This is a genomic window from Mycobacterium liflandii, assembly GCF_022354805.1.
Taxonomy (GTDB): Bacteria; Actinomycetota; Actinomycetes; order Mycobacteriales; family Mycobacteriaceae; genus Mycobacterium; species Mycobacterium marinum.
Window position 1 is genome coordinate 615,167 of record NZ_CP023138.1, and the last position, 19,139, is coordinate 634,305.

General features: G+C 65.5%; 19 protein-coding genes and 1 pseudogene. 7 read left to right on the top strand and 13 right to left on the bottom strand.

What is annotated here, in order from left to right; translation table 11 throughout:
* Nucleotides 1-48: 48 nt before the first annotated feature.
* The gene (locus tag CKW46_RS02895) at nucleotides 49-981 is read right to left on the bottom strand and encodes a quinone oxidoreductase family protein (RefSeq protein WP_482052783.1); all 933 of its coding nucleotides are present in this window, start codon (nucleotides 979-981) and stop codon (nucleotides 49-51) included.
* 133 nt (nucleotides 982-1,114) lie between these two features.
* Between CKW46_RS02895 and CKW46_RS02900 the strand changes: the two genes are divergently transcribed.
* Nucleotides 1,115-1,549 (top strand): MarR family winged helix-turn-helix transcriptional regulator, encoded by a 435-nt coding sequence (locus CKW46_RS02900; protein ID WP_499018750.1) that lies wholly within the window; start codon nucleotides 1,115-1,117, stop codon nucleotides 1,547-1,549.
* 31 nt (nucleotides 1,550-1,580) lie between these two features.
* Here the strand turns inward: CKW46_RS02900 and CKW46_RS02905 are convergent, their stop codons facing one another.
* The 7 genes from CKW46_RS02905 to CKW46_RS02935 all read right to left on the bottom strand — a co-directional run bounded on the left by CKW46_RS02905 (nucleotide 1,581) and on the right by CKW46_RS02935 (nucleotide 7,473).
* Nucleotides 1,581-2,339 (bottom strand): SCO6745 family protein, encoded by a 759-nt coding sequence (locus CKW46_RS02905; protein WP_015353964.1) that lies wholly within the window; start codon nucleotides 2,337-2,339, stop codon nucleotides 1,581-1,583.
* A gap of 69 nt (nucleotides 2,340-2,408) precedes the next feature.
* On the bottom strand, nucleotides 2,409-3,518 hold the full coding sequence (locus tag CKW46_RS02910) for an NDMA-dependent alcohol dehydrogenase (RefSeq protein ID WP_012392129.1): 1,110 nt from the start codon (nucleotides 3,516-3,518) through the stop codon (nucleotides 2,409-2,411).
* Nucleotides 3,519-3,652: 134 nt separating this feature from the next.
* Complete coding sequence (locus CKW46_RS02915; RefSeq protein ID WP_012392130.1) at nucleotides 3,653-4,675, bottom strand: 2Fe-2S iron-sulfur cluster-binding protein; 1,023 nt, start codon at nucleotides 4,673-4,675, stop codon at nucleotides 3,653-3,655.
* A gap of 8 nt (nucleotides 4,676-4,683) precedes the next feature.
* Entirely contained in the window at nucleotides 4,684-5,001 is a 318-nt protein-coding gene (locus CKW46_RS02920; protein WP_012392131.1) for an MmoB/DmpM family protein, read from the bottom strand.
* Nucleotides 4,998-6,089, bottom strand: coding sequence for an aromatic/alkene monooxygenase hydroxylase subunit beta (locus CKW46_RS02925; protein ID WP_482052785.1), 1,092 nt, complete (start codon nucleotides 6,087-6,089; stop codon nucleotides 4,998-5,000). Before CKW46_RS02925 ends, CKW46_RS02920 begins: the two co-directional genes overlap by 4 nt.
* Nucleotides 6,089-6,214 (bottom strand): hypothetical protein, encoded by a 126-nt coding sequence (locus CKW46_RS02930; protein ID WP_265339419.1) that lies wholly within the window; start codon nucleotides 6,212-6,214, stop codon nucleotides 6,089-6,091. Before CKW46_RS02930 ends, CKW46_RS02925 begins: the two co-directional genes overlap by 1 nt.
* The gene (locus CKW46_RS02935) at nucleotides 6,214-7,473 is read right to left on the bottom strand and encodes a ferritin family protein (protein ID WP_482052786.1); all 1,260 of its coding nucleotides are present in this window, start codon (nucleotides 7,471-7,473) and stop codon (nucleotides 6,214-6,216) included. The genes CKW46_RS02930 and CKW46_RS02935 overlap by 1 nt, the downstream gene beginning before the upstream one ends.
* A gap of 346 nt (nucleotides 7,474-7,819) precedes the next feature.
* Here CKW46_RS02935 and CKW46_RS02940 point away from each other — a divergent pair, with 346 nt between their 5' ends.
* On the top strand, nucleotides 7,820-8,446 hold the full coding sequence (locus CKW46_RS02940; RefSeq protein ID WP_482052787.1) for a response regulator transcription factor: 627 nt from the start codon (nucleotides 7,820-7,822) through the stop codon (nucleotides 8,444-8,446).
* Nucleotides 8,447-8,908: 462 nt separating this feature from the next.
* Here CKW46_RS02940 and CKW46_RS02945 read toward each other — a convergent pair.
* Nucleotides 8,909-9,511 (bottom strand): annotated as a pseudogene (locus tag CKW46_RS02945) (GAF domain-containing protein); the annotation flags it as partial.
* Nucleotides 9,512-9,872: 361 nt separating this feature from the next.
* Here CKW46_RS02945 and CKW46_RS02950 point away from each other — a divergent pair.
* The 4 genes from CKW46_RS02950 (at nucleotide 9,873) to CKW46_RS02965 (ending at nucleotide 12,529) form a co-directional block, all read left to right on the top strand.
* Complete coding sequence (locus tag CKW46_RS02950; protein ID WP_015353970.1) at nucleotides 9,873-10,187, top strand: hypothetical protein; 315 nt, start codon at nucleotides 9,873-9,875, stop codon at nucleotides 10,185-10,187.
* 9 nt (nucleotides 10,188-10,196) lie between these two features.
* Nucleotides 10,197-10,916 carry an NUDIX hydrolase gene (locus CKW46_RS02955; protein ID WP_015353971.1) on the top strand — a complete coding sequence of 240 codons (720 nt, stop codon included), beginning with the start codon at nucleotides 10,197-10,199 and terminating at the stop codon, nucleotides 10,914-10,916.
* Between the two features lie 158 nt (nucleotides 10,917-11,074).
* Nucleotides 11,075-12,211, top strand: a complete 1,137-nt coding sequence (locus CKW46_RS02960; RefSeq protein WP_482052789.1) for an MFS transporter — start codon at nucleotides 11,075-11,077, stop codon at nucleotides 12,209-12,211.
* A gap of 51 nt (nucleotides 12,212-12,262) precedes the next feature.
* On the top strand, nucleotides 12,263-12,529 hold the full coding sequence (locus CKW46_RS02965) for a YdeI/OmpD-associated family protein (protein WP_012392139.1): 267 nt from the start codon (nucleotides 12,263-12,265) through the stop codon (nucleotides 12,527-12,529).
* A gap of 39 nt (nucleotides 12,530-12,568) precedes the next feature.
* On the opposite strand, the gene CKW46_RS02970 is transcribed toward CKW46_RS02965, so the two are convergent.
* The 3 genes from CKW46_RS02970 to CKW46_RS02980 form a co-directional block, all read right to left on the bottom strand.
* Complete coding sequence (locus tag CKW46_RS02970) at nucleotides 12,569-13,762, bottom strand: amidohydrolase family protein (protein ID WP_482052790.1); 1,194 nt, start codon at nucleotides 13,760-13,762, stop codon at nucleotides 12,569-12,571.
* 155 nt (nucleotides 13,763-13,917) lie between these two features.
* Nucleotides 13,918-16,143, bottom strand: a complete 2,226-nt coding sequence (locus tag CKW46_RS02975) for an acyl-CoA dehydrogenase family protein (RefSeq protein WP_482052791.1) — start codon at nucleotides 16,141-16,143, stop codon at nucleotides 13,918-13,920.
* Nucleotides 16,144-16,150: 7 nt separating this feature from the next.
* On the bottom strand, nucleotides 16,151-17,017 hold the full coding sequence (locus tag CKW46_RS02980; RefSeq protein ID WP_482052792.1) for an amidohydrolase family protein: 867 nt from the start codon (nucleotides 17,015-17,017) through the stop codon (nucleotides 16,151-16,153).
* A gap of 314 nt (nucleotides 17,018-17,331) precedes the next feature.
* Between CKW46_RS02980 and CKW46_RS02985 the strand changes: the two genes are divergently transcribed.
* Complete coding sequence (locus tag CKW46_RS02985) at nucleotides 17,332-17,907, top strand: TetR family transcriptional regulator (RefSeq protein WP_011742432.1); 576 nt, start codon at nucleotides 17,332-17,334, stop codon at nucleotides 17,905-17,907.
* Between the two features lie 8 nt (nucleotides 17,908-17,915).
* Here CKW46_RS02985 and CKW46_RS02990 read toward each other — a convergent pair whose 3' ends face one another.
* The gene (locus CKW46_RS02990) at nucleotides 17,916-19,127 is read right to left on the bottom strand and encodes a thiolase family protein (protein ID WP_012392143.1); all 1,212 of its coding nucleotides are present in this window, start codon (nucleotides 19,125-19,127) and stop codon (nucleotides 17,916-17,918) included.
* Nucleotides 19,128-19,139: the final 12 nt, after the last annotated feature.

Below are 19,139 nucleotides of genomic sequence, written 5' to 3' on the forward strand. Positions count from 1 at the left end.
CACGGCGGGCGACGCGGGCGCCGACGGAGGTATCGCGCTGTTGGCGGTCTAGGGAAGAAACACAACGCGCCGGTCCGCGCCCAGCGGGCGCGTCCAGGCCGAGGTTACGTCGCTTAGTGGCATCGCCTGGGTACGGACCTCGAATTCGCCCGCGGCGACGGCTTGGGCGATCCCGGGAATGTCGTTGCGGATGTCGCGTTCGGATACGGAGCCGATGCCGCTCCCGACGATCTGCAGGCGAGTGGAGCGCAGGGCCGCCGAGACGATATCGGCGCTGGGGCCACCCGTCGAGCCGATTTGGATCCAGATGAGCTCTTCGTGCGGGTCGCGACGATTGGTGACCAGGTCGACCATGCCTTTGGCGGTGGGCGGTCCCCACACGTAGTCGAGGACGACGTCGACATCGCCGGCCGCTCCGAGCTGGTCAAGGGTGAGTGTGCGGTCGGCGTCCAACGAGGTCAGTTCGTTGAGCCGCTGACGATTGCGTCCGGCGGCGATGACCTCCGCGGCTCCGAAACGTTTCGCGACCTGGATTGCCATGCCCCCGGAGCTGCCTGTCGCGCCGAGGATCAGGACTCGTGATCCGGGTTTGAAGTTGATCCGATTTCGTAGCGCCACCCACGACGAGAGCACGGGGTTGACCGCGGCGGCCACCGTGATCGGATCGGCGTCGTCGGGCAGCGCGACGGCCCACTGCTGGTCAATGATTGTCCGCTGCGCCATGGTGCCCAGCGTGGTGTCCGCGAGATGGGCGTAGTAGAGCGTGCCCTCGGCGTCGCGGACCACGGCATCGATACCGGGCACGAACGGAAGCTCGCCGGTGCTGGTGTAGTGCGAACCGTCGGCTTGGGCGCGAACGCGCGGATGCAGTGCCGTGGCGACGACGTCGACGATCAGTTCCCCCGGCTTGGTTGAGGTGGGATCGGGGAAGTCCCCGAAGTGGGGCGGCTCATCGAAGGTGCGGACGATCGCGGCTTTCATGGTGTCCATTTTCTCCCCGGTCTTGCGCGGCGCGAGCGACTCCGCGCGATTGCCAGGGGTGGATTCGAGTAAAAATATGGTACTACGAACTATTATAGTTCGCAATCCAATCTATTTGGATATGGTTGTCGCCATGAGTGGTGGCGGTTCGCCCGGCAAACAACTCGCGGATGATCTGCGAGATGCACTGGTGCAAACATCTTTTGCGCTGATGGCGGTGCTTACCGAAGTGGCCGCCGAACACGACCTGTCGCTGACGCAGTTGCGCGTGCTGGGCATCATGCGCGATCGCGAACCGACGATGGGCGAGCTGGCGAGCTACACGGGCTTGGAGCGCTCCACGGTCAGTGGGCTGATCGAGCGCGCGGCGGTGCGCGGCCTGGTCGTCAAGACCGCCGATGAGAACGACGGCCGCGCGGTGCGGGTGAACCTCACCACTGGGGCCCGCCGCCTGGAGCGGGAAACCACCAAGGCGATTGAGCAGCGGATCGCACCAATGCTGGGGCGGTTGAGCACCAGGGAACAGCAGCGCCTGGCGGCGTTGCTGAGTAAAACGCTGGAGCGCTGATGTTGCGGTCGCGCCGCGCAAACGCGCCCGTTCAGCTGGCTGCGCTGGCCTTCAGCGTCGCCAGGGCATCGGTGCTCAATCGGGCCAGCTCGTCGGCCTCGCCACCGTCGAGCGCGGCACCGAAAATCTCGGCCATCCGGCGGTTGGTCGCCTCCTCGACCGCGGCGTAGCGGTCCTTCTTGTCCGTGCCATCGGCGAACGGCTCGGGCCAGCCGAACATGGTCGTGTACTCATGTCCCTTGTTGAGCATGTGTGCTTCGATCGGGGTGATGCCGGAAATGGTGAGGGCGTTGAAATGAACACCGGCCCGCAGCTCCCGCAAGACAAACATCACCTGCAGCGCCCGCGCCGCGGCGTCGTCGGCCAACGCCATGGTGCGCCACCCGGCATACAGCGGCAGGCCCGCGTCCGGTGTCGCCGCGATGATCTTCTCGCCCAGCGCCGCGATGCGATCCAGCCCCGTGGCGGCGGCCAGATACTTGCGGGCGAAGCCGGCGACCTGGTCCCAGTAGAGCTCGGCCGCACCGATCGCGCCGCGAACCGCGATGCCCGTTTCCCACATCCCATGGATGAAATTGGGTTCGAATACCGCGAAGACCGAATGCGCCGTGACGCCGGTGGTCTCGCCCAGTACACCGGCGCGGCCTGCCACATATCCCGCGAACGGGTGCTCGTATCCGGCCTCGATGCTTTCGGCGAAGGTGTCCGGGTGCAGCATGAACACCGCGACCGCTTGTTCGATGGGTGAGCCCGCGGCACGGGCGGCGTCGAACATGTCGCTATCGCTCATGAAAATTCTCCTTCGCGGGGGTTTCCAACCTACCAATGCGGTGCGCTGGCCCAGCATGAATGTTTGACCTCAGTCGTGGACGATCACGCCGCGAATGTTCTTGCCGTCGCGCAGATCTTGATAGCCCTGGTTGACATCTTCGAGTCGATATTGGGTGGTGATCAGCTCGTCGAGTTTGAGTTGGCCGGCGTCGTAGAGCCGGAGTAGGCGCACGATGTCGTATTGGGGATTGGCCGATCCGAACAGTGTGCCCTTGATCGTCTTCTCGTTGAGGGTCAGATCCAGGCCCGACAGTTGCACCGTGAGCTTCTCCGGATTCGCCAACCCGGTGATGACCACGGTGCCGCCCTTGCCGATCACCGCAGCCGCGGCACTGACCACTTCCGTGTCGACCGTGCCGACCAGAATGAGCGCTTGGTCCGCGCCTTGGCCCCAGGTGATTTCGTTGACCTTCGCGGCCGCGCTGGCCGCGTCGGGGAAGGCATGGGTAGCGCCGAATTTCAGTGCGGTGTCCCGCTTGAACGCAACCGGATCGACCACCACGACGTGTTTGGCTCCGGCGCTCACCGCTCCTTGTACGGCGTTGATGCCCAGCCCGCCCGCGCCGTAGATGACCGTCGTGTCGCCGGGCCGCACGCCCCCGGCATATACCGAGGTACCCCAGCCGGTCGGAACTCCGCAGCCCACCAGCACCGCGGTGGTCAGTGGCAGCCAGTCGTCGATCTTGACCACCGAGTGCTGCGAGATGGTGGCGCGCTCGGAGAAGGTGCCGAGCATGCACATCGCACCGAAGTCCACCCCCTTGCGGTGGAAGCGGAAGCTGCCATCGCTCATGCATCCTTCGAGGATGGTCGCGCCCATGTCGCAAAGGTTCTGCCGTCCGGTGGAACAGTATCGGCAGGTGCCGCAGTTGGGGATGAAGGAGCACACGACGTGGTCCCCGGGCTTGACCTTGCTGACCCCGGGACCGACTTCCTCGATGACGCCCGATCCTTCGTGGCCGCCGACAATCGGATACCGCGGTGGCAGGTCGCCGTCGGTCAGGTGCAGGTCTGAGTGGCACAAACCCGCGGCGGTGTATTTGATCAGTACTTCGCCGACGCGGGGGCCGTCGAGTTCGAGTTCCATGATCTCGAAGGGCTTGCCCGCTTCCAGCAACACGGCTGCTGTGGTCTTCATGATGCGCTCCTGATGGAATTGCGTTGTTGGAGAGCTTCTTAGAGGGCTATGTGGACGGCGTGGCCATGGTTGTCATCAGATACCCCCGGCACGTTGCTGGTCAAGGTGGTTCGCCGGTTTGGTGGTGCGCGGTGTCATACCGAGATCGATTCCACGGCCGGATAGAACCTGTCGGCGTGGATGCGCGCCTCGGGCAGGCCCTTCGCCTCTAGGAGCCGGCCGACGTCGTTGCACATCTCGGGCGCGCCGCACAGGTAGGCGGCATAGGGTGAGGCGTCCCTGATGTCGGTGGCGATGGCCCGGGTGACGCGCCCGGATCGACCGTTGGGCACCGGGTCGGGCGCCTGCTGCGACAGGCACGGAATGAACCGGAAATCCTTCAATCGCGTCGAGAGCGCCGCGATCTCATCCAGGTACACCAGATCGCGGACGAAGCGTGCTCCGTAATAGAAACGGAAGGGCACGTCCGGGTGCTGTTCGGCGGCATCGGTGAGCATGGACAGGATGGGCGCGATCCCGGAGCCGGTCGCGACGGCGATCACCGGATGCTCGGTGTCGCGCAGAAACATGGTGCCGAACGGCGCTTCCAGATGCAGCGTGGAGCCCGGTTCGATCCGGTCCAGCACCTTGTTGAACAAGCCATTCGGCACGCGTTTGATGCAGAAGGTCAGCTCGCGCGCCGAACTCGGCGGGTTGACCAGTGAGTAGGAGCGGCGTTCACCGCTATCCAGGGTGAACTCCGCATACTGACCGGCGCGAAAGCTCAGCGGATCGTCGAGTTCCACCCGCAGCTCGATCAGGTTCGAGGTCCGGGTCCGCAGCCCGAGGACCTTCGCCCGCCTTCGGCTGGGCGGGGTCATCGGTGGCAGCGCCTCGGCGCCGTCGTTCTGGTGGATCTCGATGACCAGATCACTGCGGGCAAACGTGCAGCAGAGCAGAATCGCCCCGTTCTCGCGTTCGTCCCGCGGGATCGCGTACACCGAGGCCGCCGAGTCATCGACGTCACCGTCGATGAGCCAGTGCTTACACGATGAGCAGTTGCCGTGCCGGCATCCGTATTGCAGATTGATGCCGCTACGCAGGGCCGCAGACAGAATGTCCTCGTCGGGGCCGACCAGGAATTCCTCGGCTCCGGGCTCGAGGGTTACCCGCGCCATGGTGCTGCTCAGCTGCTCGCCGGTTCGAGCTGGGACATCTCGGAGGTGATGACGAACGCGTCGTCCTCGACCCGGGCGCGCCCGTAGTAGCTCGACATGACCACCAGAAAACGCGACATGGTCAGCGGCTTCCCGAGGAACTCTTCGACCTCGGCCAACGGGATGCGGATCATGCCCTCGGTCTCGCACAGGTAGAAGGTGTGTCTGTCCTGGATCCGGACCTGCGGGCATTCCGCGGTGAAGTAGGCGACGGTCGCGTCGGCCTCTTCGCTCTTCATCAAGACGATGCCGACGGTCGTGGACGCGTGCTGTTCGCTGGCGCTCATGACGTCACCTCCACCGGCGCGCGCAGGCCCGCCAGCTCGAGGATGTCTGCGGTCGCGCTGACGACGCGCCGTTTGGCCTGTTCACCACCACCGGAGCCGACCGGGGCGGCGTCGAAGACCGGCAAGAACGCATCGACGGCGGCCAACGCGTCCGGATACCAGGAATCCACCCAGCGCTGCATGAGGTCGCGGTTTTCTGCCGCCGGTACCGGCCGGCCCGCGCGGTCGGTGTCGGCGGTGAGCATCTTGACCAGCGCTTGCGTTGCGGCACGGTTGCGACGCCGGTCGGCCTCCACCGTCATCTCGATCACCGCGGTGACCGGGTCCCCGTGCAACGGGGCCAGCCGGCGGAAGAACTCGCTGCCGATCACCGTGGCAATCAGCGGCTCCACCACCAGATTGGTCATCGTCACCATCTCGCCCCAGTCCCGCAGCGAAAGGAGCCGTTCGACCAGGCGGCGGGCCCCCTGGCAGGCCGGGTCGTTGAGCCAGGCCTCCCGGCCGGCCCCTTCGGTGTAGCCGGGCGCCTGTTCGTAGAGGCCCAGGCTGTAGAGGGCGATGTCCTGCTGGTGCCGAAGCCGGTCCATCGCGCTGAAGGTGTATGTCATCGACAGCGTGTCCGACAAGGCCTCCCTGGTGACGAACGCGTGCGCCTTGAACATCCCCCACTCGAAGGAGCCGTACGCCTCGTAGTAGCGCGCCACGAGGTGCAGCCAGTCCGGTGCGATCTCGCCCAATGCGCCGTTGGCCTTCGCCGACGAACTTGCCCCGGCGATGGACCGTTCCTGTTGGGCCGCCATGTTGATGTAGGACCGCTGCCACAGCCCGGATGGGTCGCGATAGTCGAACCAATTCGGGTGGACCAGTGCGGTGGTCCGGGTGTCCTGGCAGCCCAGCCCGTCCGGGCTCAGTAGATACCAACCGCCGGAGTCGAACTGGCCCATGTCGGGCTGGGCGTTGCAGATGACGGCCTCGTATTCGGACAGTCGGCGCTTCTGGGGCTGGATGTAGGTCAGCTCGCGCTCCGAGTAGAACCCCTCACCAATAGCCTCGGGAGTCGCGCCTTCGGAAATTGCTCCGGTTGTCATCAGATCTCCGTGAAGGCTTCGGCGGGAGCCGCTTTGAGCGGATCCTGGATGGCGACCCCGGTGCGCCGAATGTCGTCGATGGTCCACAGCCAGCGTTCGTCGGTGTGCACGTGCGGCTGCCCCATCAGCGTCTTGCCATCGGATCGAAGCAGATGATTGATCTCGATGTAGCGCCACAGCTCGATGCCGTCATTGACTTCCCACCAGGTCTTGCCGGTGTGCCGATGCGGGGCCTGGCGGAAGATGTGCTGGCAGGCCTGCGAGCAAAATGCGTGCCGCTGGCCGGCCTTGTCGACCGATAGCCGGATCTCGTTGACGTCAACCCGGGGAAGACCGCAGGCATCTGGCATACCCGACAGATCGGGGGCATGGCCGGGAACAGTCCGAGCGCGAGTTGGCCGTTGCGGGGATCGGCCATCTGCCGGTACGCGCGCCAAAAGTCGCCGTAGTACTTCTCCCAGCCAGGGTACTTGTCTTCGAAGAAGGTGAAGTCCTCGTCGGTCATGTAGTCCGACCGCCAGGCATGCACCGGCCACAACGCTGCGGACACCATCGCCGCCGTGTGACCGCCCCATTCCACGTGCCGTTTGGCGTCGTCCATCCACCGGGGCACATGCAGGCCGAACGGCTCCAGCCGCTCGATGTAACTACCGGCCCAGTCCTCCCAGATCCATTGCTGCCAGAACTCTTTGTAGGACTTCACCCGAGCCTTCGAGAAGTAGTCGTTGACGCCACCGAGGAAGTTGTCGATGAAGGCGTGCTGACGCCAGAACGCCGTGTCGAAGTCTTCCTGGAGCATCGGCAAGTTGTCGGGTTCGCTCAGTACCGCCGCCAGCGTCGCATAGCCGTTTGCCATGTGCCGCGCCTCGTCGGACTGGACCGACAGGAAGACCGACGGGGTCGCCTGATCCCCGTTCGCGGCCGCCACCTCGGTCAAAGACACGAACAGCGGGTTGGTGTAGGCGGTCTCGGCAACGACCTGAAGATTGAGCGAATTGGTGATCGGGTCGTCGTTCATGAACGCTTCGAACACGGCCCGCGCCGGTCGTCCGATCGGGTCGTTGGCGCGCATCTCGAAGCCGGAATTGAACTCGGCGGGGTCGGGCGCGTGCTTGGCGAAGTAGCGCATCAAGTACGCCTCTTGATTGGTATGGCGCACTTCGTTGATCATCTGGGCCAGGTACCCCTGGCGCAGTTCGGGGTTTTCCACCGTGTCGATGAGCATGGCCGTGCATTTCATCGCGGGGTACTCACCGAAGTCGACGAAGGCCAGGACCGGCTTCAAGACCTCCATGAAACGCGGCTCGACCTGAGCCGAGTTGTTCATCCGGCTCAACGCATCTTCGAGCGCACCATATTGGCGGCTGTCTTTTTCCTCCTCCATGCCCACGTACTCGCGCACCAGGGGTGCGGAACGGGTCTTTGGTCCTTGGCGGGATCTTGTACTTGGTCGGGTACAACGCGTCTCGATGGAAGTAGCTGGGCTCCCAGTCGAAAGACTTGATCTTCTCGTGCTGGGTTGTGATCGATGCCGTCATTGGCGTTCTCCTCTTGCCCCTATGTACAAGCCCGTGCGCAGTTCAGCACTGCTGAGACCAGGATCACACCACCCGCCGGTCTGCACTACCTCCGATCGGAGGTCGCGACGACGGCTTTTGCCCGGGAGCCAACCGGCATGGGGCTACAGTCGAATTGTGCATCCGCACGGAGGAAGCCAGGACGGCTCACTTGTGCATTCCGCTGCCGCGAACACAGCCCCTGAGGCGGTGCGCGTACTCGTGGTCGATGACCATCCGATCGTGCATCTGGGCGTGGAGCGGCTCGTGCAGGGCAACCTGAGGGTCCAGATGTGCACGGGCGCACGCAATGTGAAAACCGGCGTCGCGGTCGCCGCTGCCGAACGGCCGCACGTGGTGTTGTTGGATCTGCATCTGCCCGACATGGCGCTGCCGGAAGCCGCCGCCGCGCTGCGAGGGGCTTGCCTGGGCGTCAAGCTCATCTTGTTCACCGGGGACAGCAAGCCGACGGTGAGTCAGGTTGCGGGACTGGTCGGGATGGACGCGGTGGTGCACAAGGACAACGCGTGCGCCGTACTGGTCACCGCGATCGAAGAGGTCGCCGCCGGACGGCGATTCTGCGACCCGGTGATCAGCACCGGCAATCCGCTGGAGCTTTCCCGGCGCGAGTATCAGGTGCTAGAGCGGCTGGCGATCGGCGAGACCAACGCGCAGATCGCCCAAAAGCTGCAGCTGGCACCCAACACCGTGAAGTCCTACGTGCAGTCGCTGTTGGCGCACCTCGATGCCCGCAACCGATTGGACGCGGTGATCAAGGCCCAACAGGCCGGAATGCTCTAGCCGCGGGAACCCACGCCTGTACGGTGCCGCCGCCCTCCTCATTGGCCGTGCACGACAACCACCCGCCCACCCGTTCGATGCGCTCGACGGTGGCCCGCAGCCCCAACCCGCGCCGGTGCTCGGACGCGATGTCGGGGCCGTACCGTCGTCGGCCACGGTCAGCCCGACACCGTCTTCTGCGCGGTAGAGGCTGACCACCACCGAGTGAGCGCCGGCATGTTTTTCCACATTGAGCAGGGCTTCGCGGGCGGTGCGCCGCAGCGCATCGGTCCTGGCCGAATCCAGAAGTGGCAGGTCGCCCAAGACCACCAGTTCCGCGGCGGTACCGGTGCGCGTGGCGAAGTCCCGGCAATCACCTTCCAGCGTGACTGCCAGCGCCTTGTCCTCCGGCAGGTCATGCAACGACAAGGTCTGAGCCCGTAACTCCGACGTCGCGCGTTCGGTGAGCACCAGCGCATCCGACAGCAGCTCTTCGCGACGGCCGGGCTCGGTTTCCTCCTGCGCCGACATCAACGCCACCCGCAGGCTGAACAACGTCGCGCCGACGGAATCATGCAACCGGATCGCCAGGCGTTGGCGTTCGCCGAACGCGGCGACCTCGGCCATCTCCCGGGCGCTGTCGGCAACCTCCATGGCGACTGCCGCCTGCCGCGCCAGGGAAAGCAGCTCCGCCCGGTCACGGTCGGTCCAGGCCACCGGCGACCGCCGGGCCGCGTAGAGCAGCCCGTAGAGCCGGTGGGCACGCACGATCGGGGCAACCATCGCCGCCCGCAACCCCTCCGCGCGCACCGCGTGGTCGAAGTGGTGGGTGATGTCTCGGCTCATGCAGTAGTCGTGCACCGCGACAGTTCGGCGGAGCACCGCCGCCTGCCCGCCGAGCCCTTCCTGCGGCCCGATGACCAAGCCGTTGAGTTCTTCGGTGCGGCCGCCCACGACCGCGACCACTTCCATGGTGTCGTCCTCGGCGATCCGATTGGCTCCGGCCGCCAGGTCTGCACCCAAGCGCCGGTGCACGACATCGGCACCATGGCGCAGCGCCGCTGTTCTGTCGAGCAGCGCCAACACCGCGTTGAACTCAGGATTGGTGTCCAGGTGCGTGGACCTCCTCGGCCAGCTTCGCCGTCGTTGGCGCTGGTTGACTCGAAATTAATCTCCTGCGTCCCGTTCGGGCAATATGTCCTCCCCGATGCTGGGGCAGCGCCGTCTGGAATCCCGGAACCCAGCTGGGGTTGCCCCGGCTGTCGCCGCCCGCGGCGGCCTTCGCGGCCGACACCGACGAATCGGGTGAATGTCCGAGCGGGGGCCGAGACGCCGGTGGTCAAACCTCCGATCGGAGGTGTCGCGCATCGATGACTTCGTGCGATGTTTGGTCCGTGCACCGTATGCAAAGCCATGCCGAGATGCCCAGCATCGATACCGCCCAGCTTTGTGGCGTGCGGGAGGTTCGGATCACAAGGCCGCCGCCTATCTCCACTTCGATGACGTGGACATCACCATCAAGGTGGTGGCGCCGCCGCGTGCCGGGGCGGCCGTGCTGGAGACGGTCTGGGATGTCACCGCCCGGGAATCCGGTCCCGGCCTGGGCACGTGGTGGGGCAGTTGGCGCCGATTCCTGCCCGCGGGTCAAGGCCAGCCCGAGCGTCGCGTCGCCGAGGAGATCCGCGACGCCGTCGATCGGATCCGCCAGATGTTGGACGCCCACGCGCAACGGGTAAGCCACCGGGGTGGTGGCCGGGCATAGGGTCGACCGGTGACGATCACCTATGACGAGGCGCTGCGTTTGCGGATTCGGGCCCGCCTGACGTCGCACGAGCGCCGCGCCGTCACCGATCCGACCAAGCGGCACGCGGCGGTTGCGGTGGTGCTGGTGGACTCCGAAGTCGGCGAGGACCGGGTGGATCCGGCGCCGGTCGACGAGTGGATCGGGGGGCGCCCGATGCCGGAGCCCGGACTCGACGGCCGCATGGTCGACGTGTCAGGGGGTGCGGCGTTCTTCTTGTGTCGCAGAGCATCTCGGCTCCGTGCGCATGCCGCCCAGTGGGCACTGCCGGGCGGACGCGTGGACCCGGGAGAAAACGCGATCGAGGCCGCGCTGCGCGAATTGGACGAAGAGATCGGCATCAGGCTGCCGGACTCGGCGGTGCTGGGCCTGCTCGATGACTACCCGACCCGATCGGGATATGTCATCACCCCGGTGGTGATCTGGGGTGGGGGCCGCCTCGATCCGCACCCGGTGCCCGACGAGGTGGTGGCGGTCTACCGGGTGGGCCTGCACCAACTGCAGCGTCAGGATTCGCCGCGGTTTGTCGCCATCCCGGAGAGCCCCAGGCCGGTCGTTCAAGTCCCGTTGGGAAACGACCTCATTCATGCGCCGACGGGTGCCGTGCTGCTGCAGGTGCGCTGGCTGTGCCTGGAAGGGCGAGACGATCCGGTCGACGAACTCGAACAACCGGTCTTCGCCTGGAAATAGGTCGGTGGGTAATCAGGCCGCTGCGGTGTGGCGTCCGCACACCCGGCGCTGGCTTCGGATCGCCAGTAAGTTCATTCGAAATGCACACTCAACACACCGAAGCGCACCAGCTGCCCCCCTTGGGAATGCCTGCGGCGGGCGACTTCAGGTGACCGCCGATGACTTCCGGTAGCGCGCCCCAATGGCTCACCCGAAACCTGCGGGTGCTCTCGCTGGTGTCGCTGCTGCAAGATGCGGCCAGCGAGCTGCTCTACCCGCTGCTGCCGATTTATCTGACGACCGTATTGGGCGCGCCGCCATCGGTGGTTGGGGCGGTGGAAGGCGCGGCCGAGGGGGCCGCCTCACTCACCAAGATCGTGTCGGGCCCGCTGGGCGACCGGTTCGCCCGGCGCCCACTGATCGCGAGCGGCTACGGGATGGCGGCGCTGGGCAAGCTCATCGTCGCGGCCGCCGGCGCCTGGCCCGGTGTACTGGCCGGTCGGGTTGTGGACCGATTGGGCAAGGGACTGCGCGGTGCGCCTCGCGACGCGTTGCTGGTCGACGGCGTCGAGCCGGCGCAGCGCGGTCGCGCATTCGGGTTTCACCGCACCATGGATACGCTCGGCGCGGTCATCGGCCCGGTGCTCTACCTGGCTGTGATTCCCGCTGTGCTCAGCGTGCTGCTCATCGCCTGGGTTCGGGAACCACCGCGCAATCTTGCGAAAGCCAAGCCTGCATCGATACTCGACGGGACTCGGCGGCTGCCCCGTCGATACTGGGCGGTGGTCTCGTTTCTGGTCTTGTTCAGCATCGCCAATTTCCCGGACGCGTTGCTGCTGTTGCGGCTCAAGCAGATCGGCTTCTCGGTGGTGGGCGTCATCATGGCCTACGTCGGCTACAACGCGGTGTACGCACTGGCGAGTTTTCCGGTGGGGGCGCTTGCCGACCGCTTGGGTCGGCCGGTGGTGTACGCGTTTGGGCTGGTGTTTTTCGCGGTCGGCTATCTCGGGCTGGGCATCACCACCGACACCGCAACCGCATGGGCGCTGATCGCGGCCTACGGGCTGTTTACCGCTTGCTACGACGGTGTGGGGAAGGCCTGGATCTCGGCGATTGTCAGTGCGGAGCTACAGTCCAGCGCCCAAGGTGTGTTCCAGGGCCTGAGCGGATTTGCGGTGCTGGCGGCGGGACTCTGGGCCGGGTTCCTGTGGGGTGTGGACGGGCGGCTGCCGCTGCTGATCTCGGGTGGGGCCGGAGCGGTGTTCGCGCTCGCGCTGCTGGCCGCCGCGGCCGGTACGCGGCGACGGGCGAGGTGATCGGGGTTCGAGTCCGGACCGGGGCAGCGCGCACCGGGTTACGCTGACCTGGTGAGCAGCAAGCAAGTGCCCGGTGGGGTGGTACACGCGCTGCCCCCAGACCTGCGTGAGGCGTTGGTGACCAACTCCACCGCGCTGGCCGCCTGGAACGACATTACGCCCTTGGCCCGCAACGAGTTCATCTGCTGGGTCGAGGATGCCAAGCAACAGAAGACGCGTGAGCGCCGTATTCGCCGGACACGCGAAGAGCTGGAAGAAGGCCAGCGCCGGCCCTGCTGCTGGCCGGGGTGCAAGCATCGCGAGCGCACCGGCAAGTGAGCCCGGCGCGCTGAATCTCTGGGCCGGACCGATCGGCTGTCATACCGGCCGGCGGAGAGCCAATTCGAGGCCGTTGTCACGCATGACGGCGCGACACTGGTCGGGCGCGTAGTCGAAGTTCTGCAGATCCTTGATGTAGGAGGCGGGTTCGGCCAGTCCTTCGACGTGGGGGTAGTCCGAACCCATGATGATGCGATCCGCACCCAGTAGTTTCAGCAGGTCCGCCAGCTCGTCCTCATAGAACGGGGACACCCAGACGTGACGTTTGAAGGTCTCCCGGGGGTCTTCCTGATAGATGAAGGGAATCTGGCCGTAGGACTTGGCCAGCTTCTCGAACAGGTGGAAGACCCAGGCCGAACCGCTCTCGATGCAGGCCATCCGCAGGTTGGGGAACCGGTGAAAGAGGCCCTTGTGCAAGTGGTTGGCGAAGGTGTCCTGCAACGGATCCCCGGAGAACAACGACCGAAAGCCCAGCAGCGCCTGAAAAGACATCATGTAGTCCGCTTCGCCCCAGGCCGGCATGAACTTCGAGTAGTAGGTCTCGCCCGAGTGGTAGCACACGGTGATGCCGGAGTCGTTGGCCAACTGCCAGAACGGGTCGAACAGTGGATCACCGGGCGCACGCATGCCGACCTCGGTGGTGACCGGTCCGGGAACCATGACGATGAAGCGCGCGTCGTGGCGCAGCGCCCACTCGAGCTCCCGCACAGCGTTATCCGGTATGCACAGCGTGATGTAGGGGGCGGCGAAAATCCTTTCCTGATAGGCGAATCCCCAGTCCTCCTGCATCCAGCGATTGAAGGCGCGGAAGGTCGCCGCCGTGGCCTCCAGGTCGGGCAGCAGCGCTTGCTCCATCCCGACCCCGAGGGTGGGCAGCATGATGCAGCCCTGCATGCCCTGTTCGTCCATGGCCGCCAGCCGAGCGTCGCGGTCACGGTACTCGGGACGAATCGGCTCCAAGTCGTCGAACAGTGCGTTGAGGTCGGCGCCTCTGGGATTGCGGCCGCGGAAGTACTCGTCGAGCGCGCCGGGCTTGCCGACCGGGTCGAAGGTCGGATTCGGGATGAACCTGTTTACCCTGCCCCCGACGATCAGCCGCGCTCTGCCGTCCAGCTGGGCCCACTGGATGGCACGCTTTTTGTATTCGCGCTCGATGTGGCGGGTGAACGCGTCCACCGCCTCGTAGTAGTGGTTGTCGCAGTCGAAGAACGTGAACCCGAGCTCGGTCTTCATCGCCGTCGTGTCCTTTCCGTGGCCGGACCCGATCCATCCGAGCCAGGCCGCATCATCGAAGGCTAGAACGATGTTTCACTTTGTACAAGCCAAATGCGCGTTATAGTGCTCATTTATCCGGGAAAAGGCAAGAACAGTGTTCTGTTTAGGTGAAGCTATTTGCGGGGAAGGCCGAGGATCATCGAAGCGATGACGGTGAGCTGGATCTCCGCGGTACCCCCGCCGATGAGCTCGGAAGGCATGTCGAAGTACGGCCCGAGTACGGCCGGATCCGAGTCCTCCAGCATTGCGACGCGCCCGGCCAGGCCCAGCGTTGCGGTCCAGACCCGCCGCAGCAGCAGCACCATCGCGTACTTGGCGATGCTGGAGGTCGGGCCGGCAACTTGTCCCTGGATCTGTCGCAGCGTCTCGCGCAACACCATTGCCTTGATGGCGGTGGTGTGGGACTCGACATCTCCGACTGCCCGCAGCGCCGCGTCCTGGTCGAGACCATCGGCCATCGCCACGTGTCGAAGTACCTGCGTGCGATCGATATTGACGTAATTACCTATCGCCGTGCGTTCGACGGCCATGGTTGCCACCGCCAGATCCCAACCGTCGCCCGGATTTCCGACCAGCATGTCGTCGGCAACGAACACATCGGTGAAAAAGACCTCGTTGAAGTCGAACCGGCCACTGGCCTGCTTGATCGGTGAGACCTCGATGCCCGGGGACGCCATGTCGACGAGGAAGTAGCTGATCCCTCGGTGTTTCGCCGAGTCGGGGTCGGTGCGCGCCAACAGCGCCCCGAACTGTGCCCGGTCGGCGTGGGAGGTCCAGATCTTGTGCCCGTTGACCAGCCATCCCCCGTCGACCTTGACGGCGCGGGTGCGCAGCGACGCCAGGTCTGAACCGGCTCCCGGTTCGCTGAACAGCTGGCACCATCTTTGGGTTCCGCGCAGGATGGGCCACCCGAACCGGTCGCGTTGCAGGTCGGATCCTCGGTCGAGAATCGTCGGGAAGATCCACTCCGCGATACCCAGGGACGGCTTGGTCACGCCGGGGCGCTTGCTGAACTCCTCGGCAATGATCACCTGCTGCACCGGCGTCGCGGCCAGGCCCCACGGCTTGGCTAGGTGTGGGGCGGCCAGACCCGCCTCGGCCAGCAGATCCCGTTGTGACCCGTGCGCCAGGCCGGGATTCCTGGAGTCATCGGTGGGGTGCTCGTTGGCTAGCGCTTGTGCCCGGTCCAGTGTGGCCGCTACTCGGGCCCGGAACTCGGATTCGACGTTGCCCAAATTGACTGCGGTAGAGCGACTCAGCGTGCGGGCCAGCTCGCCGGCCGCACGGCTGAAGCGCGTTGTCGGCCCCAGCGACGCGGCCAGGCTGATCGCGCGGCGCCAGTACAGGTGCATGTCGTGTTCCCAGGTGTAGCCGATCGCGCCAAACATCAGCAGGGCATCGAGAGTCAGGTCGGGGGCCGGACCCACCGCCACCAGGGCGGCCGACGCAGCGGCCAGGCGGTGCTGCTCGAGGGGCTCGTCGGCGGCGCGCACCGCGTCCCAGGCCGCTGCCGCGGCCAGTTCGGCGTTGACCAGCAGCACAGCGGCTTTGTGCTGCAGGGCCTGAAAGGCCCCAACGGGTTTGCCGAACTGCTCGCGGGTGCGGATATAGTCCACGGCGGCTTCGGCGCCGCGGCGTACCGTCCCCGCCGCGGCGCATGCCGCAAGGGCCACCACCAGGCAGCGAGCCCGCTCGGTCGCGATCCCAGACACCAGTGACTCGGCCGCGACGACATGGTCGGCGAGGGTCAGCACACCCACGTCGGTGCACAGATCGGTGCCGCGCTGCGGCTGGACTGAAAGGCCCGAACCCGGCGATCGCGGGTCCAGCACGAACCACAGCTGGGCGCCGTCTTCGGAGCGTGCGGCTAGCAGAACACGTTGCGCCGCACAGATTCCCAGCGTCGTTTGAGACGAGCCATCAAGGCGCCAACCGGCCGCGACCCGGGCGGCGCGCACGTCGCAATGTTCGGGCAGCACGACGGCCGCGGTCGCGCCGCCAGCCAGCTCCGCTATCAGTGCTGCCGCGGATGTGTCCGCCAACCCCGCGACCGCGCTTGCCGTCGCGGTGCTCAACAACGGCCCCGGCAGCAACGCCGCGGCGGCTGCCTCGAGCACGCAGGCCATGTCCGCCAGCGTGCCGGCCTGGCCGCCGGCGTCCTCGCTCAAATGCACCGCATGAAAGCCGTGCGCGGTCAATTCCTCCCACCACGGCGGCAATTCGCCGGCCGCGATCGAGTCCCATGCGGCCCGGGTTTTGTCTATCGGCGCATGCCGGGCCGCGAACTGAGCGACGGCCTGGGCCAGTTGCTCTTGTTCGGCCGTGATCGCCAGCGCCACTGGATGGTCAGCCCGTCAAGCCCAGAATGCGAGCGGCATTGCCGTAGAGGAACTTTGGCCGGACTTCGTCTTTGAGGCCGACCTTGGGCAGCTCGCTGAATATCCGTTCCAGTGACAACCCCATCGGGAAGTAGCCGGCGTAGAGAACCTTGTCCGCGCCGCGCGAATTCGCGTAGTCGATGATGGCCTTCGGGTAGTACTTGGGCGCGAAGGCAGAGGTGGAGTAATACAGGTTGGGCCACTTCAGCATCAGCTTGACGGCTAGCTCCTCCCAGGGTTCGCAGCCGTGGCGGGTGACGAAGACCAGATCGGGAAAGTCGAACATCACGATGTCGATCCGGGAAACCTCCTGGGGCCGGAAAGGAAGCCGCGGGCCGGGGATGCCGGCGCAGACGAAGATGGGTATGCCGAGTTCGACGCAGGTGGCATAGATGGGATACATCTTCGGATCATCGATGGGGACTTGGGGGAAGGTGCCGGCCGGAAACACTGAGGTCGCGCGGATGCCGAACTGCTCGTATTCCCGACGGATCGCGGCGACCGACCCCATCACATCGTTCGGATCGGCGATCGCTCCGGACGGGATGAACCGGTCGGGGAATGTCTTGAGTGCCAGCTGCGCGGAGTCCTCCCGGACCCCGATCATGGCCTTCTCGATGTTGAACCGGTCCATCTGCTGCAGCACCAGGGACACCGGATCATCGGTGGGCAGGCCCTTGGGCACGTCTTTGAACATGTACTCGACGGGGAACTCGAAGTTCTCCTTGGACTCACGGTCCTTGGTCTGCTTGCGAATGAAGTCATATTGGGCGGACCCCTCGTGCGGGAATCCGATCATGGTGTCGATCACCGGCAAACCGACAGGTCCGGCCATTGTGTCCTCCGATCAGGCGCGAGTTTTCGACACTAGCACCGCGCCTGACACAATAGTGAAACCAGGTTCTATCCACGTCAAGGACGGTGGTGGGCAAAAGCTGGGATAAAAGGCCGGATATGCCGTTTGTATGCCGTAGCATTTGGTCAACACAAAGAAGGGTGTTCTGGAAACGGGGCCCGTTCTTGCCGTCGGGTTGAATCGGAGGTCGCGCCATCGGTACATCAGTCCCCGGCCTGACACTGTCGCCCGAGGCGGCGCAGGGCCGCTCGCGGATCGATCGCGCCAACCCCGACGTCGTTCCGCTGGCGGAGATGACCGCCAGCCAGCTGTTTCGTCGCGCAAAAGTGATCGAAGAGGTGATCGATCTGATCGCCGATGTCGGCGCCGACGCGGTGCAGATGCGTGACGTGGCCCAGCGTTCGGGAGTGGCCCTGGCCACCGTCTATCGCTACTTCAGTTCCAAGGAGCACCTGTTGGCGGCGGCGCTTCAGGACTGGCAGATGCGGCTGACCCGCCGCATTCTGAGCGCCAGTGGCTCACCCGATCAAGACCCGCTGCCCGGCATCCTGGACTACCTGCGCCGCGCGTTGCGCGCCTTTCATCGCAATCCCGAGATGACGGCGTTGATGCTTCAGATGATGACCTCTACCGATCGGGACGCGAAAGCGACGATCGATCAGATGGATCGCACCAACGTCGAGATGTTCAATCGCCTGCTGCACGGTGTTGCCCCAGCAGACATTTCGAATGTCAGCTTCGCTCTCAACGCCGCACTTAGCGGTGCGCTGACCGGGTTGCTGACCAGCAGGCTGACCTTGGAGGAAGCGCTTGGCCATGTCGAGTGGGTCGCGCGTGCTCTGCTCGATGAAGGCCGGCCGCATCCGTGAAGCGGGCGTTAGGCCGCCGACCTTTCCAGGATGTGCACGCCGCACGCAGAGCCCAAACCGATCACGTGAGCCAGCCCGACTTTGGCGTTGTCGATCTGACGGTCGCCGGCCTCGCCGCGCAGGTGATGGCAGATCTCCCAGACGTTGGCGATGCCGGTGGCCGCGATGGGATGGCCCTTGGACTGCAGCCCGCCGGACACGTTGACCGGCGTGGAGCCGTCGCGCCACGGGGCGCCTGACTCGAAAAAGTCTGCGGCACCGCCCTGTTCGCACAGCATCAGGTTGTCGTAATGCACCAACTCGGCGGTGGCGAAGCAATCGTGCAGCTCGACTAGATCGAGATCGCTGGGTCCAACGCCGGCCTGCTCGTAGGCGGTCTTGGCGGCGTTGCGGGTCAACGTGTTGACGTTTGGCAGGACCTGGCAGCCCGGCTCGTAGGGATCGGTGGTCAGCACCGATGCCGAAACCTTCACCGCGCGTCGACGCTGCCGTGCGGACAGAGACTTCAGCGTCTCGCCATTGCACACGATCGCGGCGGCGGCGCCGTCACAGTTGGCCGAGCACATCGGCCGGGTGTTGGGGTAGGCGATCATGACGTCGTTCATGATCTGCTCGAGCGTGAACCTCTTCTGATAGGCGGCCAGCGGGTTCAGTGTCGAATGGGCGTGGTTTTTCTCGCTGATCTTGGCGAACAGCTCGAAGCTGGTGCCGCCGTACTTGTGTCCGTATTCGGTGCCGATCTGAGCGAATACGCCCGGCATGGTCTCGGTGCCGATCCGCCCATCCACCGGCGCGACCGCGCCGTAGCGACCGGCCGGGGTCCAGACGTCGGCGTCGCTCTTCTTCTTACCTCCCCCACCGAGCAGCCCGGCGCCGGACAACTTTTCGACCCCGACAGCCATGCCGTAGTCGACCTCGCCAGCCTTCACCGCCATGATGGCGGTCCGCAACGCGGTGGCCCCGGTGGCGCAGGCGTTGGCCACGTTGTACACCGGGATGCCGGTCTGGCCGATCTGTTTTTGCAGCTGCTGACCGATCCCGGCGTTGGCGGCCATCAGGTTGCCGGCCGCGAGTACGCCGATGTCGGCCATGCTCACGCCGGCGTCATCGAGCGCGCTCATCGCGGCCTGGGCCGCCAGGTCGACGGTGTCGAGGTCGGGGTGCTTGCCGAACTTGGTCATCCGGATCCCGAGGATCCAAATCTCGTCGCTGGCGCTCATCGTCGTTGCCCT

Coding starts and splice junctions, on each gene's coding strand:
- CKW46_RS02895 (WP_482052783.1), bottom strand. CDS start 981: ATGAAAGCCGCGATCGTCCGCACCTTCGATGAGCCGCCCCACTTCGGG.
- CKW46_RS02900 (WP_499018750.1), top strand. CDS start 1,115: ATGAGTGGTGGCGGTTCGCCCGGCAAACAACTCGCGGATGATCTGCGA.
- CKW46_RS02905 (WP_015353964.1), bottom strand. CDS start 2,339: ATGAGCGATAGCGACATGTTCGACGCCGCCCGTGCCGCGGGCTCACCC.
- CKW46_RS02910 (WP_012392129.1), bottom strand. CDS start 3,518: ATGAAGACCACAGCAGCCGTGTTGCTGGAAGCGGGCAAGCCCTTCGAG.
- CKW46_RS02915 (WP_012392130.1), bottom strand. CDS start 4,675: ATGGCGCGGGTAACCCTCGAGCCCGGAGCCGAGGAATTCCTGGTCGGC.
- CKW46_RS02920 (WP_012392131.1), bottom strand. CDS start 5,001: ATGAGCGCCAGCGAACAGCACGCGTCCACGACCGTCGGCATCGTCTTG.
- CKW46_RS02925 (WP_482052785.1), bottom strand. CDS start 6,089: ATGACAACCGGAGCAATTTCCGAAGGCGCGACTCCCGAGGCTATTGGT.
- CKW46_RS02930 (WP_265339419.1), bottom strand. CDS start 6,214: ATGGGGCAGCCGCACGTGCACACCGACGAACGCTGGCTGTGGACCATC.
- CKW46_RS02935 (WP_482052786.1), bottom strand. CDS start 7,473: ATGGAGGAGGAAAAAGACAGCCGCCAATATGGTGCGCTCGAAGATGCG.
- CKW46_RS02960 (WP_482052789.1), top strand. CDS start 11,075: ATGACTTCCGGTAGCGCGCCCCAATGGCTCACCCGAAACCTGCGGGTG.
- CKW46_RS02970 (WP_482052790.1), bottom strand. CDS start 13,762: ATGAAGACCGAGCTCGGGTTCACGTTCTTCGACTGCGACAACCACTAC.
- CKW46_RS02980 (WP_482052792.1), bottom strand. CDS start 17,017: ATGGCCGGACCTGTCGGTTTGCCGGTGATCGACACCATGATCGGATTC.
- CKW46_RS02985 (WP_011742432.1), top strand. CDS start 17,332: ATGACCGCCAGCCAGCTGTTTCGTCGCGCAAAAGTGATCGAAGAGGTG.
- CKW46_RS02990 (WP_012392143.1), bottom strand. CDS start 19,127: ATGAGCGCCAGCGACGAGATTTGGATCCTCGGGATCCGGATGACCAAG.